Raw genomic sequence first — 18,214 nt, 5'->3', positions numbered from 1 at the left:
GTGGGTCGCTCCCTATATATTGAATTCTTAATGTTAGTTAGTAAGGTTTTCTTTATAGTTAAATTGTAAATCCCTGCCCATATAAAAATTGTGACGTTCGTCACTTTCAAAATAATATATGTGAATGATTTCACATTATTGTCATAAACCTCTATTCGCTAGATAATAATTATAAAGTTGGAATAATATGACAAGTCGGGGTGTTACATGGGAAAACATACGATTTATAAAAGTGAGGAAGGGAAAGCGACTATAGATAGATTCTATGAAAATTATCTACGAGAATTTAAAACTGATTTTGATCGGGTTTATGTAGATACAGCATTTGGAAAAACCCATGTGTTAGTGTCGGGTCCTACAGAAGGAAAGCCTTTGTTTATTTTTCAAGGTGGAAACTGTATTAATCCAATGACATTATCTTGGTTTAAGCCCCTTTTTAAAAACTATAGAATTTACGCGCCGGATACCATTGGTCACCCTGGCTTTAGTGAAGAAAATCGGATCTCTGCAAGTGATGATAGCTTTGCCCGGTGGACTACAGAATTAATGAACCATTTTCATATCGAAAAAACAGCCTTTTTAGGGCCTTCCTATGGAGCCGGAATCATCCTTAGAGTTGCTACGTTTATGCCTGAAAGAATTGCTTGTTCGATTTTAATGGCACCTGCAGGCATCCAGCTCGGTTCTAAGGTAGAAATGATTAGAAAAATCCTTGTTCCGTTACTCATTTTTAAAACTAACGGATCCCGAAAGCAGATGAATAAAATAGCAGATACGATGTCAGATTATAGCATGAAAGAAATGGATCGAGACATTATTGCCAGTATATTTAAGGATGTCAAACTAGAGTCGGAGATGCCTAAGCTCACCGAAAAAAGTGAACTAGTCAACTATCACTCTCCCACCATGGTCATTACCGGCACGAAGGACGTGTTCTTTCCTGAAGAAAGGATTCAAAAAACAGCGAAGGAAATCATACCGAACCTTACAAACTACAAAACATATGATATGGGGCACTTCCCCTCTGAAAAGTACCTAACAAAAATAAACAAAGATATCGAAGACTTTTTACAATTACATTATTAATATCTTAAATATTAAAAAGGCTAACAGATTCCGTTTCCTATCGTAAAAAGGGAATTTACACCTAAAAGTGCAAATCAAATAGCACAGTTGAAAATGAAATGAACTGTGCTATTCCCTGTATTTATTACGAACCTTCGTCAACTAATGACTCACAATATGCATACTTAAAGAGTTATGGTCACATGAGGCTTGCTGAAGTGACTCGTTCCCCCGCTACCAACTAGTACGTAACCATTTTTCGGGAAAACTACAAGTCTAGTTGAACTATCAGAAAGTAAAACTTTCACTTCGGAATTATCTTCCAGAGCGGTATATTTGACATAGCCTGTTGAGGTAATCGTAGTCTTCCAGTTATTATCAAACTCTGCCCTTATAACACGGTTTGAATAAGTTTGATTTGATTTTGTTATTGATTGCGTTTTAGATTTTGTTTTTGGTTTTTTCATTATATCAACCCTCCTTTTTGTACATAAGCACATTAAGATGCTCTCCCTATTTTATTCACTATTGATAACTTGGAAATGGACAAGAATCACACCGTATAAAAATTAATGTGTGTATCAACAATTACATCTGACATCCATGCCAAAAAGACACTTACCATAATTAGTAAGTGCCTAAACAATCGCCTTTTTTAGATTACTTGCTTTTCCTTTTTAGGAATAGATGAGCCCTTAACCATTGAATTCAAAATAGGAACAAGTGCACCAATGATGGCAACGGGGGCAAGTTCCCAAAGTTCTAATGGTGGTGTAATCAGAATTCCTGACTTATGAATGGCGAATAGGGCTAGGAAATAGACAACACTACCAATAAGGCCCCACCACCAGCTGATATTTTTAAACAATAAAAATACAAGAGGAATAAATAATAGCGTGATTGGAACATAGGATGTGGGATACTCAACCGCGGCAAAAATGGCTTTTCCCAAAAATCGAAAACCGATATATAGTGCAGCTGCCATGAAAGGAATCGTAAAATCCCGACAAAATCGAATGATCAAAACAGTTAACAATGCAACCATTAACACAGAATAAATCGGATACACCCAATCCGGAATGCCACCAAATATTTGTGAGGCAGGGTCGGAGATCAAATCTAAGATTTCCTGTGAAGCAATGGATTTCCCTTGAATGTACTGGTCATAGGAAATCGCTCCATTTTCCTGCTGCATGTTTGGAAACATGAAGCATTCGAGGAGAAACATCGCAAACCAGGTGTGCATCGATTTCCAGGTTGGTGCAATATCAAGAGTATACCTATAGTATCCGCGCCAAACACCAAATATCATAATGTCAGTTGCAATATAGTAAACAAAATGAGTGGGACTCCATGTTGTTAAGTCAATACCATAAGCGATGTGATACGTAAAATCTAATGGGATTCCAATCAGGAATAACACATAACCAATCGTAATTAAATTTCTTGAAAAGTGGTCCATGTAGTGTGAGTGCCGCCACTCTTTTATTAACAAAAACGCCCCTAAGGCGAAACCAATTGTGTTAACAATATGGGGAATGGAATATTCCTCAAATAAATACTTAAAATGATATGAAGCATCCCAGGCAGAGCCAATAAATTTTAGTAAAAAAGCAATCACCCATAAACGGTAATATTTCAACTACATCATCTCCTTTCTCACCCTATCCAAGCAAATCAAATATATCCCCGAAGATGGCAATAAGGATATAATTAATTAGCAAAGCCGCGCCAAATATTAACCCTGCGACCCTGACATTTTTCTGTGTAAATAATCTGTACATAAATATAATTCCAGATGAAACAACGAAGATGTTGCAGATAATAAAAGTCCAAAGTGTGCTTTCACTGTGCTCTACCGTAGTTACATGAAATAAATATAACGGTATCAAATGCTCCATACCTCCAAAGTGGATTTTTGACATGGTCCTTTCTATCTTACCATTTAATTAGACCTTTATGACTAGTTAATTTACATAAAATTCTTGCAATGGGTCAAATAGGTAATGTAGAGTAAATGAATAATAGGGCATGAAAGGAGAACTCCCTTTGAAATATTATATTAGTGCTTTCCTTCTATTATCCTTATTTCTATCAGCGTGTAATCCGCTTAAAGTCCCAAAAACAACGATGGGGCATAAAATGAGTGCTATACCAACAGATGTGGTGCCTACGACATCTGAATGGCGGGTGGGGGTTGATCATCCACAAGCGAAAGAACAGATTCCCATCTCGCTATTAATTAAAGATTCTTCTAATCAACCCATTACATCTTTTGAAACTGTTCATGAGAAAAAAATGCATTTATTTATTGTTAGTAAGGATTTAGCTTATTTTGCTCACATCCATCCTACCTTTAAAGAAAATGGTCTTTTTGAATTTACTGCTTCCTTCCCGAGTAGTGGTGAGTATAAGCTTATTTCCGAGTTTACCCCTAAGGGTGGAGGAGACAGCAGCGTAGAAACTCACTGGCTCCAGGTTGAAGGGGAGGAAGGAAAGACTGTACCTTTAGTGCCTGATAAGAACCTGATACATGTTATAGAGGGGAAAAAAGTGGCGCTTTCCTTTGATCAACTTATCGCAGGAAAGACGATACACCTGACGTTTTCGATTAATGATGCAAAAACAAATAAGCCGATAAAAGATTTGCAGCCCTATTTAGGAGCACTGGGTCATACTGTTGCCATGAGTGCGGATGCAGAAAAGTACTTGCATATTCATCCAATGACAACGGATGGAAACGGACCAGAGGTTACATTTATGACTATCTTTCCTGAAAAAGGCATCTATAAAATTTGGGGGCAATTTAAGCACAAAGGAAAAGTATTCACCGTTCCATTTGTAATAAACGTACCAAAATAGCAAAAACCCCTTCTCAAGTTGAGAAGGGGTTTTAACTTGTTATTATTTAGTACATTTCAGATGTTGTTTTAGCTTGCATGTGAAGTAATAAATAGTCCGGTCCGCCTGCTTTTGAGTCCGTTCCAGACATGTTGAATCCACCGAATGGTTGGTAGCCAACAATCGCTCCTGTACAAGAACGGTTGAAGTACAGGTTACCTACGTGGAAATCTTCACGAGCCTGCTCTAAGTGAGCACGGTTTTTAGTGATAACAGCTCCTGTTAAGCCATACTCAGTGTTGTTAGCAATTTCAATTGCTTCAGTGAAATCTTTCGCCTTTGTTAAACCAACAACTGGTCCAAAGATTTCTTCCTGCATAATGCGGGAAGTTGGCGTAAGGTCTGCAAAAATAGTCGGCTGGATAAAGTAACCTTTAGAGTTATCTCCTTCGCCGCCAGCCATTAACTTACCTTCGCTCTTTCCAATTTCAATATATTCCATGATTTTCTTGAATGCATTATTATCGTTCACTGGACCCATGAAAGTGCCTTGCTCTGTAGGGTCACCCACAGTTAATTCTTTTGTTAATTCAACCACACGGTTCAATACTTGATCGTATACATCTTCAACGATGACAGCACGTGAACATGCAGAACATTTTTGACCAGAGAATCCGAACGCACCTGCAACAATGGATTGTGCGGCAAGCTCAAGATCTGCTTCTGAGTCAACCACAATCGTATCTTTTCCGCCCATTTCTGCAATCAAACGCTTCATCCATACTTGACCTGGATTCACCTTTGAAGAACGGTCGAAAATACGAAGACCGACATCACGTGAACCTGTGAAGCTGATGAAACGAGTATCTTTATGGTCAACTAAATAGTCGCCTACTTCAGAGCCGCTACCTGGTACAAAGTTCAAGACGCCTTTAGGAAGACCTGCTTCCTCCATTACTTCTACAAACTTTGCTGCAACCACTGGAGTCGTTGATGCAGGTTTTAATAGTACAGTATTACCGGAAACAATTGCAGCAACAGTTGTACCTGCCATAATCGCTAACGGGAAATTCCATGGGGAAATGATAATTCCCACGCCTAGTGGAATATAGTCATAACGGTTAAATTCATTTGGTCGACTGTTAACTGGTACACCATTTTTAAGAGCTAGCATTTGGCGTCCATAATATTCAAGGAAATCGATTGCTTCTGCAGTATCTGCATCTGCTTCTCTCCACGGTTTACCTGCTTCTTTTGTTAAAAGAGCAGAAAACTCATGCTTGCGGCGGCGAATAATAGTCGCTGCTTTAAATAAAACGTCTGCACGTACTTCTGGCTTTACTTTTTTCCATGTTTTAAAAGCTTCTACCGCTGACTGCATTGCTTGTTCAGCAAGCTCTTGGCTAGCTTTAGACACGCGGCCGATCACTTCTTCTTTATTCGCAGGATTATAGGAAACGATTTTATCTTCCGTTGTGATTCTTTCACCACCGATTACAAGAGCATAATCTTGGCCTAGATACCCTTCAACGGTCTTAAGACCTTGAAGATATGCTTGACGGTTTTCATCAATCGTAAAATCTGTAAATGGCTCGTGCTTATAAGGTTGTACCATTACTTAAACCCTCCTATGTATTAAAACGTTTACATCCACTGTTCATTCTAACATGTTTCATTTCAGGGCTCAATGATTTGAGAACTAGAAAAAAGAGGCGATTAAACGCCTCTTATTGGTAAATATAAACGAACGGTTCAGTGTCATCCGCCTTTTTGACTATGAGTGCTTCCGGACCATCAACTGAGGTTACACTAACAGATACAGATAGGTACTTTGGAAAATGCTCCATTACCAAACCTGTTACATATTGCGTAAAGCCGATCCCTTCTGTTTTACCGTAAAACTGAATAGGAATGGTAATATCTAAATCCTGGAGCTGGTCACCATTATAATAGGCTCTTCCAATGACCCCATTAAAGTTTGGAAAATAATTTTCTACGTCCTGCTTGAAGTTAAGGAAGGCGATGGAATCATCCCGATGATCCTCTTGAGCATCGTTTGAAGGAAATAGATAATATTTTTCATTTACCTTTTCCCAATCATTTACATTCGCGCTTCCCTTATCAACAGTTGTATAAGTGAAAAACGTTCCTGGAACAACTGCAGATTTACTATTTTGTTCAAAAAGAGCGATGGTAATAGGAACATCTTTTAGACTCTTAATAGTACGAGTCCGCTTCACCACTTCCTCTGCCAACTTCTTTCCTTCCTTTTCCATTTCAGCAAAAGGAATCTTCTTCTCTAACGTATCTCCACCTTCTGTTAATTTGTAATAGTAGATGGAGTTTAACGCAAGACCAATCGTAACACCAGCAAGTGTTACATTCCCCTTATCATCTTTGGTTAAATAATCATGTTCTAAAATATGAGCCAAATAGATAGGGGATGAAGGCTCAGCACCAGGAGCAGCCGTATTGACAGGATTTAAGCCAATATTATCTGCAGGCTTCATTTTGTTTTCTTTTAGCTGTGCATCTGTATATTGTCGGTTTAACCACCCTCTGATGGTCTTCCCTTTAATTTCCTGACCTTCACGAAAGTAATACTTCTCTGTATCAAAGCTGTTCTGAGCGATTCTCATCAAGCCCATTTCAAATTCGTTTAAGTCGTATCTTGTATTTATATTATTAACTACCAATCCGCGCGCTTCCCCAGGGACAAATGGCAGGATGGTCCGATAATATTTATTAGAAATATTATATTTTGGTATAATCGCCTTCCCTTTGTCTTTCTCCTTTGTTTGGACCACTTCATTTTGCTTTTGAAAATTGGGTGCACAAGCACTCAGCAAAAAGACAAGGGAGAGAGCGACTATTGAGAGTTTTCTCATGTCGAACACCTCTTACTTATTTAATTCTTCTACAAGCTTCTCCTCATCCCATACTTCGATTCCTAGTTCTTGTGCCTTGGTTAGTTTGGAGCCTGCATCTTCACCTGCTATCACGAGATGTGTCTTTTTACTTACACTGCCTGCCACATTTCCACCAAGCGCTTCGATTTTCTCCTTCGCTTCATTGCGCGATAGCTGTTCAAGCTTTCCTGTAAGAACGACGGTTTTTCCAGCGAAAATACTATCGGATTCCTCAGCAGAGACTGGCTTTGTCCCTTTGTATTCCAAATTGACACCTACGGCAGCTAATTCTTCCATTAACTCCTTCGCTTCTTCTTGGTCAAAATAGGCAACAATCGAGTCAGCCATTTTATCTCCAATTTCGTTAATCGCAATTAACTCCTCTTTTGAAGCATCGGCTAACTTATTCATCGAACCAAATACTTGGGCTAGCGTTTTAGCTGCCTTTGCCCCAACATGTCGGATCCCCAGGCCAAATAAAAGTTTTTCAAGAGAATTGCCTTTAGAAGTTTCGATTGCCTTTAACAGATTGGAAACAGATTTTTCACCCATACGTTCTAGGGCTAACAGCTGTTCTTGGGTAAGTTTATAAATATCAGCTACATCACTAATTAATTTCTCCGCAAAAAGCTGACTAATTACTTTTTCTCCAAGGCCATCGATATTCATCGCATTACGAGAGACAAAGTGGATTAGCCCTTCACGAATTTGTGCCGGACATTTCGGGTTGATACAGCGTAAGGCTACTTCACCTTCTAGACGGACTAAGTCACTTTCACATTCCGGACAATGTGTTGGCATATGGAAATCCACTTCATTTCCTGTTCGTTGATCAGCTAACACGTTGACCACTTCAGGAATGATGTCACCTGCTTTTTTCACTACCACTTGGTCGCCGATTTTAATATCCTTTTCACGGATCAAATCTTCATTATGGAGTGATGCACGCTGTACAGTTGTGCCCGCTACTTTAACAGGTGCAAGGATAGCCGTTGGTGTCACTACCCCTGTTCTACCGATACTTAACTCAATATCTAGCAGAGTGGTGACTACTTCCTCAGCAGGAAACTTGTAAGCAATCGCCCAGCGCGGACTTTTTGCTGTTGTTCCAAGCTCCGCCTGCTGCTCGAGAGAATCCACTTTTATGACAATCCCATCGATTTCATAAGGAAGATGAGGCCGTTTTTCTACCCAGCTGTTTACATACTCTATTACTTCATCAATGGTGGCACATTTTCTTCGTTCTTTATTTGTTTTAAAGCCAAGATGGTCTAAAAAATCAAGGCCTTCACTATGGGAAACAACCCCGGTTTCACCAACATTGCCAATTCCGTATAAAAACACATCCAGCTTTCTTGAGGCAGCAATTTTGGGATCGAGCTGTCTTAATGAGCCTGCAGCAGCATTTCTTGGATTAGCAAACAATTCCTCGCTGCGCTCCGCCCTCTTCTCATTCAAAGCTTCAAACGAACGCTTCGGCATATAGGCTTCTCCGCGCACCTCGAGTGAAACATTTTCACGTAGACGAAGCGGAATCGATTGAATCGTCTTTAAATTAGCAGTGATATCCTCACCAATGGTTCCATCCCCACGGGTTGCCCCTTGAATGAACAAACCGTCTTCATAGCGCAACGAAACAGCAAGGCCGTCAATTTTCAATTCACAGACGTAGGAAAAATCGTCTCCTACAGCCTGACGAATCCTGCGGTCAAAATCCTTTAAGTCTTGCTCATTAAAGGCATTACCTAAGCTTAACATCGGTGTACGGTGCTCGACCTTCTCAAATACGTCAAGAACCGCACCACCTACACGCACCGAAGGAGAGTCTGGTGTCTTTAACTCTGGGAACTTTTCCTCTAGCTCTAAAAGTTCCTGCATTAGCCTGTCATATTCAGCATCTGGCACAGATGGTTGATCCAGCACATAGTATTCATAGCCATATTGATTTAATAAGCTTCTTACTTCCGTGATTTTCTGTTCAGCCATTAGAAGGTCCATATATCCAGCCCTTTCATAAAGGTATTTCACTCATGGATTATAGCATGAAGGATTATGCTTTTTTAATTGGTGCAAATTTAGCTAATAGGCGTTTGATACCTACTGGGCTTGGAAACGCAATATCAAGTTCTGTTCCCTCTCCCTGCCCTTTCACACTTACAACCGTTCCAATTCCCCACTTACCATGTTCTGCTTTATCGCCAACCTTCCAGCCGACATCCTCTCCGCCAGAAGCAGCTGAAACTGGACGCATCACTGGTTTTCTTGGGGTAGTTGGTGTACTAAATGTACTTTTTGCTTGTCCAAAGGAAGACCCTGAGCCTCCAAAACTTCTACCTCCGCCAGAATTAAATGGCGTATTCATACGTTTTTCCGGCTCTACTCCTTCAATTAGATCCTCCGGAATTTCAGCGATAAACCTTGATGCAGGGTTCATATTTGTTCTACCAAATAATGTTCTCATTTGAGCGTTGGTTATAAATAGGCTCTTCTCTGCTCTTGTGATTCCGACGTAGGCAAGACGGCGCTCTTCTTCCATCTCCGCTTCTTCCATAAGGGAGCGGCTATGCGGGAATACACCTTCTTCAAGGCCAATGAGGAAAACCACTGGGAATTCCAAGCCTTTTGCAGAGTGCAAGGTCATAAGTGTGATGGTATCAGCCTTTTCACCATCCTCATCTAGTGAATCAATATCAGCAACAAGTGCCAAATCCGTTAAGAATGCAACCAAGCTTCTATCCTCACTAGAATCCTCGAAGTTTTTCGTAACGGATAATAATTCCTCAAGGTTTTCAAGACGGCTTTGTGCTTCAAGTGACTTTTCCGCCTTCAGCATCTCGCGATATCCAGTCTTATCCAGGATTTCTTCCACTAATTCTGTTACAGAAAGGAATTCCTGCATATTCGTGTAATTTTTAATTAAATCACGGAACTCTCTTGCTGCTTTTGTAATTTTCGGACTTAAGCCAATTAATTCAATCGAGTCTAACGCTTGGTATAAGGAAAGGTCATGCATCGCTGCAAAATCGGCAATTTTATCAAGCGAAGTGGAGCCGATTCCACGTTTCGGCACGTTAATGACACGCTGTAAGCTGATGTCATCGTCTGGGTTTGAAATCAGACGTAAATAAGCGAGCATGTCCTTAATTTCTTTTCTGTCATAGAACTTAATGCCGCCGACAATGCTATATTCAATATTGGATTTCAGCAGCACTTCCTCCATTACACGGGATTGTGCGTTGGTACGATAGAGAATCGCAATATCTGACAGCTTCACATTCTGATCTCTTGTTAGTTCTTTAATTTTCCCCGCAACAAACTGCGCTTCTCCCTGCTCACTATCTGCACGGAAATAAACGAGCTTGTTTCCTTCCGGGTTTTCTGTCCACAGATTTTTCGCTCTGCGGTTCATATTGTTCTCAATTACTTTATTGGCTGCGAGAAGAATTCTCTTGGTTGAACGATAGTTTTGTTCTAGTAAAATAACCGTTGCATTCGGATAATCCTTTTCAAAGGAAAGGATATTGGCAATATCCGCTCCCCTCCACTTATAGATGGACTGGTCTGAATCTCCTACGACACACAGGTTTTTAAAACGATTAGCCAATAGTTTAACAAGCATATACTGGGCCCTATTCGTATCCTGGTACTCATCCACGTGTATATATTGGAATTTCCGCTGATAAAATTCAAGCACTTCCGGTACACGTGTAAACAATTGAATCGTCATCATAATTAAATCATCAAAATCAAGTGCTTGATTTTTACGTAACCGTTTTTGGTATTCTTCATACACATCACTGACCACTTGTTCAAAATACCCGCCTGCCGTCTTTTTAAACTCTTCTGGGTCAATGAGTTCATTTTTAGCCGAGCTAATTGAGCCCAGAATCGCACGAGGGTCAAATTTTTTCGGGTCAATGTTTTTTTCTTTCAAGATCCCTTTTACTACGGATTGTTGGTCTGTTGTATCAAGAATAGTAAAATTGCGGTTAAAGCCCATGCGGTCAATATCTCTGCGCAGAATTCTTACACACATGGAGTGAAAGGTAGAAATCCATATTTCTTCAGCGGCACCACCCATCATTTTTCCGATACGTTCTTTCATCTCTCTTGCCGCTTTATTCGTGAAGGTAATTGCTAAAATATTATAAGGATTGACGCGCTTTTCTACTATTAAGTAACCGATTCGATGCGTTAGTACTCTTGTTTTACCACTTCCGGCACCTGCCATTAAAAGAAGTGGTCCGTCTGTTGCTTTTACGGCATTCTGTTGTTCCGGGTTCAGCCCGTTTAATAGCTTGTCTGTTAAAAATTGCATTCTATCCACCACCATCTACAAACATTTGTTCTTATTTTTATCATATCGTTAATTTTGCTCTGAAGCAAATATCTATTTGACACTTTTTACGGTTTCCAATGCTTGATCAAAATTGTCATAAATGACATTTCCGACTACAATGACATCGGCATGCTTGGCCATTTCAACTGCCTGTTCGGCGGTAGTGATTCCCCCACCATAGAATAACGTAGTTTGTTCAAGAACCTTTTTAACTTCCGCTACTACAGCAGGATCCCCATATTTACCGCTATATTCTAAATAGAAGATTGGTAGCTGAAACATTTTTTCTGCCATCATTGCATAGGCCTTAACATCCTCGGTTGTTAATTGAGCGTTGGCTGATGTCAGTTTAGCCGCTTTACATTCTTCGTTTAAAATACAGTACCCTTCCATGGCGAATTCTTCCCAATCCATGATTTCACCATATTCTTTAACTGCTTGATGATGCAAACCGGTAATCCAGTTTGGATCATTGCTATTTAATATGGTCGGTACAAAATAAAGATCAAAACCTGGTGTAACCGTATTGATACTTGAAACTTCAAGGACACATGGAACTGTATAACGGCGAATTCTTGCCATTAGATCAAGAACGTTCTCGAGTGTTACTCCATCCGTTCCTCCTACAATCACTGCATCCGTCCCAGACTCACAAATTTTTTCCAATTGCTCGTCTGTTATTTCTTTATTTGGATCGAGTTTAAAGACATGCCGCCACTCGCGAAAATCATACATCCCAAAGATCCTCCCATTCAGTAATCCATTACACCATTATAGCATTTGACCTTTCGATAAAAAAACAAAACAGTAATAGTAATTATAGAAATCATATCCAGTTTGTATTTCACATTAACATTCCTGTTGATTTCCTCTCCAGGCACTTCGCTTTCCGTGGGGCGGTCCGGGAGCCTCCTCGTCGCTCACTCCTGCGGGGTCTCCCGTGACCAGCTACTCCCACAGGAGTCTTCGCGCCTTCCGCTCCAATCAACAGGGTGTCTAAAACAACAGTATGCTTTATCAACACGTTATATAAAAAAGAAAAAACCGAAGATTATCCTCTTCGGTTTTTTTATTCGTTACTTGTTTTACTATTCTCATCTTTAATACGTTCAAGGACCATTTCGTACGTATCGTTTCCAAAGTTTAAGCAGCGCTTCACACGAGAAATCGTTGCTGTACTTGCACCTGTTTCCGTTTCAATCTTGTGATACGTATTTCCTTCACGCAGCATTCTCGCTACATCCAAACGTTGTGCTAACGATTGAATCTCATTGATTGTGCACAAGTCATCAAAAAAGCGATAGCATTCTTCCAAATCCTTTAATGAAAGAACTGATTGGAACAACTGGTCAAGCTCTTTTCCACGTAATTTATTAATTTGCATATTGTTTACCCCTTTAAGATAAATTGTTTATTTGACGTTAAAAGAAACACTGGTTTCCATTCCAGGAGTTGTTGGGACCACATTGATCCAAGTCTTTCCTTGAACCAAAGGAACCTCTTTCCCATTTTTCATGGGAACAATTAGTCCATTCCGATTAGCCCATTCTACTTCGTTCACCTTCCCCATCTGGATGAGGTAGGCTCTTCCTCCTGACTGCAGGTCAATATCCCTGCGGCCATATGAATCAATGATTTTATGAACGGCTTCAATAATAAATACATTATCCAGTAAAACTGGTTCATTGGTGTCTGAATCAACTGTCTGCTCCCCACCTGAAAAGCGCTTATATTTGCCAACAGTACTGTCGAATTCCAATACAGAGTCCGAAATCCCACCCTTTGAATACGTAACCTTCACCGATGTGGCTTCATTCCCGGTTACATTTTTTCTCTCATCCTCAGACATAAATGTAAAACTCGGGGGACTTTTTTCCATCGAATATTTCTTCTGCTCAGCGCCTTTTAAAATATTTTCATACGTAATATAGGAGTTGTGAGGTGCTTTTCGTGTTTTGGATCGCTTAAACAGGGTACCATCATAAACCATTCCGTTTAAATTATCCACAACATTTCCTTCCAGCATCTTCTTTGCCTCTTCACTCCAGCCATGAGCTACATAAAGAGCATTCAGTCCTTTGGCAAGATTAACATAATAATCCCGTGCACTGCGGACAGGTCCGATATTTTCCGGCTTTTCACTTTGAAAAACGGCAAGGAATCGAGTAATATCACCCTCTGCAAGCACCTCATACACCACATCCGCCTTATTTAAACCTGATTGTGGTCTGGCTTTCGGATGATTATTTACCATAACAGCAACCGCTCTTCCATCCGTTTCGGTTGTAGACCCAATGCCTGTTAATGGATAATAATAAGGGTATTCCTGCTTCTCTTGCTCTTTTTTTTCTACTTTTTCAACCACTTTTTCTTTTTTAACTGGTTCTTGTACTTTTTCTTTTTCCTTATTACTGCAGCCTGAGAACAGTAACAGGACAGCTGCCATGGCAACAGCCCATTTTTTCATGTATAGAACACCCCTATTTTGCTTTCACACTTTAACTCTTTACTTATTTACAGTTTAACGCATTATCGAAGGAAAGAGTACTGTTTTGTTCATCACATCATACATTCCTTGCTGAGTAATGCGAATATACGGCAAATGGGTGGAAGAAAAGAATAGCAGACTATAAATCGGGTCGGAGAAAGAATAGCCTCTATCCTTTAAGACTGTAAACAATCCCTTTTCCTGCTGCATTAACTCTTCCATCGGAAGATCTGACATGATTCCACTTAAATAAAGTGGGAGCTCGCAAACCACGTTATCTTCCTCTACCACCACAATGCCTCCGCCTAATTCTTTCATTCTATTAAAAGCATGAAGCATATCTTGTTTATTTTTTCCTATTAAAATAATGTCACCAGTATTAGAAAACGAGCTTGCTAATGCGGATAGCTTTGTTGCAAAGCCTTTTAATAGGGTGTTAATTCTCCATTTTCCTTTACGGTCAATTAAAGTAAAGAAGCACTCGTCGTGATCTGGTGGAAGTTCATCGCCTGAGACATCAATGGAGATGGAGTATGGTTTTGTAATTACGGAGTTTTCCATTTTAATTCCGAACGGCATCGAATACTGTAAATCATCCATGGATAACTCCCAATCTAACTCCATGGGCTTCAAGCCGTAGTTCTTCCAATCCACCCCAGGATACGCCTCTTCCACCTTCACACCATCACGTTTTACCCATTTTCCTTTTGCTAAAACAGATACAGGCGTTGGATTTTCAATACTTGATAGGAAGTTAATATTAGCCACTCGGCCAGTGGCAATATTCCCATATAAATGATCGATATTATAATATCTTGCTATATTAACAGTTGCCATATTATACGCATCAATAATGGGCACGCCTTTTTCAATAGCCATTTGAATCATGTGATCCGTGATTCCTTGTTCATAAAAGGCAGAAGATGAGCCATCTGTATTAAATAGTAATCTATCATACGCCTCAATGCCTAAACGCTTCATATCGTCCAATAGCTGCGGAAGATCTGGGCGAATAGAGGAATACCTTAAGGAAACCATATAGCCTTGCATTAAGCGACTATAAACCTCTTCTCCCGTCATGGCTTCATGATCACAATCTGCACCTAGCAGCATCATTTTCGCTAACGTTTTTTCAGACGCACCTGGAAAATGACCTTCGATTTTTTTGCGCATTCTTTTCGTTTCTTGAATCCAATGAAGCATCATATCGTCGCCATCAAGCAATTTTGGCCATCCGGTCAGTTCTCCACCTTGGAGTACGGCATCATGCTCGAGCCACGATTTAATATTACTATGCGAAAATTTTTCCTCTTCATTCAGGATTTCTGTTTGTGAATCAAAGCGGCACCACCAAAACATGGTTGAGGGAATTGTGCGGAGATCACGCAACAATGAAAACGCTTCCCTTTTTTTCAAATTTAAAATAAGTGCCATATTATCGTTAATTAATGTTGTCGTCCCAAACTGCGATGCATAGGCCGCAAATGTTAGGGGATTATATAATTGAAACGGATGCGCATGTGGTTCAATATAGCCTGGAACTAAAATCTCATTTGTGCAATCAATGATTTCACATTTTTCATCCAAATGTGCAGGCAGGTTTTCGCCGACATAGACAATTCGATCGTCGTAAATCCATATATTCGCTCTCATCCATTGACGGAACGTCTGATTTAAATATAAGGCGTTTTTCAATAGGATTGTTGGAGAAGTTTTCCCATCTAAAACGGATACATGCATGCGTAAGTTTTTGTTTTTCCAGCGGTAGCGTTGTTCTAGCATACCATATCCCTCCCTTTTCAAACAAACTATATCTATGTTAAAAACTTGATTTAATCATAAAGAAAGCCCTTACAAAATTTCTTTAGATACTATATTATCATATTTTATCATTTAACGCATTAAAGAATTGATAAATATTGTAAAAATATTGTGAAGGAGTGAACAACTTGAATATCCGTCCAAATATCGGGATTTTAAATGCGCTAATTCGGATTACATTTGGGTTAACTATTCTTGCTTGGAGCACCTCGAAGCTAGTAAAGCGTCCTTGGAGAGATTCTTATTTATTGGCTGCCTTTTTGGGTGCAATGAAAGTAGCAGAGGGCATTGTTCGTTATTGTCCACTAACCGCATTATATGAACAATATCAGTGTAAAATGCAGGTTGATGATCCTGCCAACGAGTCAAGGAATAGCATGGAAGGCTTAGAAGATTTTGATGGAGAAGAGGTACTGCCTTATAATCCGTCTTAGATGTTGGATCAGGTTTAAGGGCTTCAACAATTCTTTTACGTGATGATTCTTCGTTGTATCGAAAGGGAAAATGGGTTCATAGAACCTCTCTATGCTACCTTTTTCGTTTTTTGAGAGGGAATTCGGGTTCATAGATCCTCTCTATGCGACCTTTCTCTTCGTTCGGGAGGGAATTCGGGCTCATAGAACCTATCTACGCGACCTTTCTCTTCGTTCGGGAGGGAATTCGGGTTCATAGAGCCTCTCTATGCGACCTTTTTCTTCGTTCGAAAGGAAATTCGGGTTCATAGATCCTCTCTACGCGACCTTTCTCTTCGTTCGAAAGGGAAAACGGGCTCATAGAACCTCTCTATGCGACCTTTCTCGTCATTCCGAGAAGGGAACGGGCTCATAGAACCTCTCTATGCGACCTTTCTCTTCGTTCGGGAGGGAATTCGGGCTCATAGAACCTCTCTACGCGACTTTTTTCGTCATTCCGAGAAGGAATTGGGCTCATAGAACCTCTCTATGCGACCTTTCTATTCGTTCGAAAGGAAATTCAAGCTCATAGAGCCTCTCTACGCGACCTTTCTCATCATTCCGAGAAGGAATTCGGGTTCATAGAACCTCTCTATGCGACCTTTTTCTTCGTTCGAAAGGAAATTCAAGCTCATAGAGCCTCTCTACGCGACCTTTCTCGTCATTCCGAGAAGGAAATAGGGCTCATAGAACCTCTCTATGCGACCGAAAGGAAATTCGGGTTCATAGAGCCTCTCTACGCGACCTTTCTTGTCGTTCCAGAGGGATTTCGGTCCCATATAAGCAGTTTTTTAACTGAGAACTTAATTTGGAATGAGCCAAACAAAAAAGCTAAAAAAAACAGAGGCTAACTCAGTGCTAAGGGGCTTGCATAAGCCCCTAACTTGAGTCAGCCTCCCTGATAGGAGTCGATGATGATGTTTTGGGAATACGTAAGTCATATGTCGTTTGTGGTGATTGTGATTATCGGCAGCATTGTAGCCTTACTCTATACCTATATGCGCCGCTCCAGTAAAAGACGAGCCCGTTAGCCAATAACGGGTTGAATTGCTTTTGCACCAATATCTTTTCGATAAAAAATCCCATCACACTGAAGCTTTTCCATCTCTTGGTAAACCTTTTCTTGAGCTGCTTGCAGCGTTTCTGCTTTCGCACCAACAAGCAGGACCCTGCCACCATTAGTTACAAATTCACCAGATTCATTTTTCAAAGAACCCGCATGAAAAGTAATCACTTCATCAGTAAAATCGTTCAATCCTGTAAGCACGGCACCTTTTTCATATTGATCAGGATATCCCTTTGCTGCCACAACGACACCAACCATTGCCTCTTCCGACCATTCGAGCTGCGGACAGCCACCCTGCAATAGCTCTACCATCACTTGAACCAAATCTGATTGTAATCTCGGTAAGACGACTTGGGTTTCCGGATCACCAAAACGGGCATTAAACTCGATGACCTTTGGACCCTCTGCCGTAGCAATTAACCCGGCATATAAAACACCACAAAAGCTTCTGCCTTCCTGCACCATAGCCTTGGCAGCCGGGATTAGGACGGTCTCAATCGCCGTTTCTACCGTTTCCCTCCCAATCTGAGGAACAGGTGAATAAGCGCCCATTCCACCTGTATTTGGCCCCTGATCCCCATCAAACGCTCGCTTATGGTCCTGAGCAATTTCCAGTGGAACGACCACATTACCATTCACCAATGCCATAAGTGAAAATTCCTCACCGCTTAAAAACTCCTCGATGACTACTCGAGAAGAGGCAGCTCCAAATCTCGCACCAACAAGCATTTCTTCCAAACTGCCTATCGCTTCTTCTTTTGTGAACGCCACTGTTACACCTTTTCCCGCCGCTAAACCATCGGCTTTTATAACAATAGGCGCTCCTTTTTCCTCTATATAATCACGTGCTTCTTCAAAGGAAGTAAATACAGCATAATCAGCCGTCGGAATCTGATATTTTTTCATGAGTTCCTTCGCAAAGGATTTACTTCCCTCAATTTCCGCTGCCGCTTGGCGGGGACCGAAGACAAGTAACCCTGCCGCCTCAAACTGGTCGGCAAGACCTTCTAAGAGAGGTACTTCCGGTCCGATAATGGTTAAGCCCACACCCTGCTCCACGGCAAATTGAATGAGTTGTTCGTGCTGTGACTCATCAATAAGAGCCAACTCAGCCACATCCACCATTCCGTCATTTCCAGGTGCGACAAAGACTTTTTCAACCAACGTGCTTTCACTTACTTTTCGGCATAAAGCATGCTCTCTCCCACCGCGACCAATGATTAAGACCTTCAT

General features: G+C 40.6%; 16 protein-coding genes. 4 read left to right on the top strand and 12 right to left on the bottom strand.

The features are described 5' to 3' along the window. The first annotated feature begins 207 nt into the window (after window positions 1-207). Entirely contained in the window at window positions 208-1,086 is an 879-nt protein-coding gene (locus AC3A54_RS18440) for an alpha/beta fold hydrolase (RefSeq protein ID WP_487655620.1), read from the top strand. Window positions 1,087-1,250: 164 nt separating this feature from the next. Here AC3A54_RS18440 and AC3A54_RS18435 read toward each other — a convergent pair whose 3' ends face one another. The 3 genes from AC3A54_RS18435 to AC3A54_RS18425 all read right to left on the bottom strand — a co-directional run bounded on the left by AC3A54_RS18435 (window position 1,251) and on the right by AC3A54_RS18425 (window position 2,966). After that, complete coding sequence (locus AC3A54_RS18435) at window positions 1,251-1,532, bottom strand: hypothetical protein (protein WP_487655619.1); 282 nt, start codon at window positions 1,530-1,532, stop codon at window positions 1,251-1,253. Between the two features lie 188 nt (window positions 1,533-1,720). Continuing rightward, entirely contained in the window at window positions 1,721-2,707 is a 987-nt protein-coding gene (locus AC3A54_RS18430; RefSeq protein WP_487655618.1) for a hypothetical protein, read from the bottom strand. Between the two features lie 22 nt (window positions 2,708-2,729). Next, window positions 2,730-2,966: a hypothetical protein gene (locus AC3A54_RS18425; RefSeq protein ID WP_487655617.1), complete on the bottom strand. Its 237-nt coding sequence runs from the start codon at window positions 2,964-2,966 to the stop codon at window positions 2,730-2,732. Between the two features lie 148 nt (window positions 2,967-3,114). Here AC3A54_RS18425 and AC3A54_RS18420 point away from each other — a divergent pair, with 148 nt between their 5' ends. Beyond that, window positions 3,115-3,927, top strand: a complete 813-nt coding sequence (locus AC3A54_RS18420; protein ID WP_487655616.1) for a hypothetical protein — start codon at window positions 3,115-3,117, stop codon at window positions 3,925-3,927. Window positions 3,928-3,973: 46 nt separating this feature from the next. On the opposite strand, the gene pruA is transcribed toward AC3A54_RS18420, so the two are convergent. The 8 genes from pruA to AC3A54_RS18380 form a co-directional block, all read right to left on the bottom strand. Continuing rightward, window positions 3,974-5,521, bottom strand: a complete 1,548-nt coding sequence (pruA, locus tag AC3A54_RS18415; protein WP_487655615.1) for an L-glutamate gamma-semialdehyde dehydrogenase — start codon at window positions 5,519-5,521, stop codon at window positions 3,974-3,976. Window positions 5,522-5,633: 112 nt separating this feature from the next. Beyond that, a complete protein-coding gene (locus AC3A54_RS18410) occupies window positions 5,634-6,794 on the bottom strand; it encodes a CamS family sex pheromone protein (protein WP_487655614.1) in 1,161 nt (386 codons plus the stop codon). A gap of 12 nt (window positions 6,795-6,806) precedes the next feature. After that, window positions 6,807-8,813, bottom strand: coding sequence for an NAD-dependent DNA ligase LigA (gene ligA, locus AC3A54_RS18405; protein WP_487655613.1), 2,007 nt, complete (start codon window positions 8,811-8,813; stop codon window positions 6,807-6,809). A gap of 52 nt (window positions 8,814-8,865) precedes the next feature. Next, window positions 8,866-11,133 (bottom strand): DNA helicase PcrA, encoded by a 2,268-nt coding sequence (pcrA, locus tag AC3A54_RS18400; RefSeq protein ID WP_308081399.1) that lies wholly within the window; start codon window positions 11,131-11,133, stop codon window positions 8,866-8,868. A 72-nt stretch (window positions 11,134-11,205) separates the two neighbouring features. Further along, on the bottom strand, window positions 11,206-11,889 hold the full coding sequence (gene pcrB / locus AC3A54_RS18395; protein WP_487655612.1) for a heptaprenylglyceryl phosphate synthase: 684 nt from the start codon (window positions 11,887-11,889) through the stop codon (window positions 11,206-11,208). Window positions 11,890-12,223: 334 nt separating this feature from the next. Next, window positions 12,224-12,538: a YerC/YecD family TrpR-related protein gene (locus AC3A54_RS18390; RefSeq protein WP_335544469.1), complete on the bottom strand. Its 315-nt coding sequence runs from the start codon at window positions 12,536-12,538 to the stop codon at window positions 12,224-12,226. Window positions 12,539-12,565: 27 nt separating this feature from the next. After that, window positions 12,566-13,621, bottom strand: a complete 1,056-nt coding sequence (locus tag AC3A54_RS18385; protein ID WP_487655611.1) for a DUF3048 domain-containing protein — start codon at window positions 13,619-13,621, stop codon at window positions 12,566-12,568. Window positions 13,622-13,675: 54 nt separating this feature from the next. Further along, window positions 13,676-15,424, bottom strand: a complete 1,749-nt coding sequence (locus AC3A54_RS18380; protein WP_487655610.1) for an adenine deaminase C-terminal domain-containing protein — start codon at window positions 15,422-15,424, stop codon at window positions 13,676-13,678. Window positions 15,425-15,591: 167 nt separating this feature from the next. Between AC3A54_RS18380 and AC3A54_RS18375 the strand changes: the two genes are divergently transcribed. Together AC3A54_RS18375 and AC3A54_RS18370 are read left to right on the top strand one after the other, a co-directional pair. Beyond that, window positions 15,592-15,897 carry a YgaP family membrane protein gene (locus AC3A54_RS18375; RefSeq protein WP_487655609.1) on the top strand — a complete coding sequence of 102 codons (306 nt, stop codon included), beginning with the start codon at window positions 15,592-15,594 and terminating at the stop codon, window positions 15,895-15,897. Between the two features lie 935 nt (window positions 15,898-16,832). Continuing rightward, the gene (locus tag AC3A54_RS18370; RefSeq protein ID WP_487655608.1) at window positions 16,833-16,946 is read left to right on the top strand and encodes an EYxxD motif small membrane protein; all 114 of its coding nucleotides are present in this window, start codon (window positions 16,833-16,835) and stop codon (window positions 16,944-16,946) included. Here the strand turns inward: AC3A54_RS18370 and purD are convergent. Continuing rightward, window positions 16,943-18,214, bottom strand: coding sequence for a phosphoribosylamine--glycine ligase (gene purD / locus AC3A54_RS18365; protein WP_487655716.1), 1,272 nt, complete (start codon window positions 18,212-18,214; stop codon window positions 16,943-16,945). The two genes, AC3A54_RS18370 and purD, sit on opposite strands and share 4 nt — an antisense overlap.

This window comes from Neobacillus sp. Soil_C_43 (assembly GCF_057656715.1).
The sequence above is the reverse complement of the archived record's forward strand: the minus strand, read 5'-3'. Positions and strand labels throughout refer to the sequence as shown.

Coding starts and splice junctions, on each gene's coding strand:
- AC3A54_RS18440 (WP_487655620.1), top strand. CDS start 208: ATGGGAAAACATACGATTTATAAAAGTGAGGAAGGGAAAGCGACTATA.
- AC3A54_RS18435 (WP_487655619.1), bottom strand. CDS start 1,532: ATGAAAAAACCAAAAACAAAATCTAAAACGCAATCAATAACAAAATCA.
- AC3A54_RS18425 (WP_487655617.1), bottom strand. CDS start 2,966: ATGGAGCATTTGATACCGTTATATTTATTTCATGTAACTACGGTAGAG.
- pruA (WP_487655615.1), bottom strand. CDS start 5,521: ATGGTACAACCTTATAAGCACGAGCCATTTACAGATTTTACGATTGAT.
- AC3A54_RS18410 (WP_487655614.1), bottom strand. CDS start 6,794: ATGAGAAAACTCTCAATAGTCGCTCTCTCCCTTGTCTTTTTGCTGAGT.
- ligA (WP_487655613.1), bottom strand. CDS start 8,813: ATGGACCTTCTAATGGCTGAACAGAAAATCACGGAAGTAAGAAGCTTA.
- pcrA (WP_308081399.1), bottom strand. CDS start 11,133: ATGCAATTTTTAACAGACAAGCTATTAAACGGGCTGAACCCGGAACAA.
- pcrB (WP_487655612.1), bottom strand. CDS start 11,889: ATGTATGATTTTCGCGAGTGGCGGCATGTCTTTAAACTCGATCCAAAT.
- AC3A54_RS18390 (WP_335544469.1), bottom strand. CDS start 12,538: ATGCAAATTAATAAATTACGTGGAAAAGAGCTTGACCAGTTGTTCCAA.
- AC3A54_RS18385 (WP_487655611.1), bottom strand. CDS start 13,621: ATGAAAAAATGGGCTGTTGCCATGGCAGCTGTCCTGTTACTGTTCTCA.
- AC3A54_RS18380 (WP_487655610.1), bottom strand. CDS start 15,424: ATGCTAGAACAACGCTACCGCTGGAAAAACAAAAACTTACGCATGCAT.
- AC3A54_RS18370 (WP_487655608.1), top strand. CDS start 16,833: ATGTTTTGGGAATACGTAAGTCATATGTCGTTTGTGGTGATTGTGATT.
- purD (WP_487655716.1), bottom strand. CDS start 18,214: ATGAAGGTCTTAATCATTGGTCGCGGTGGGAGAGAGCATGCTTTATGC.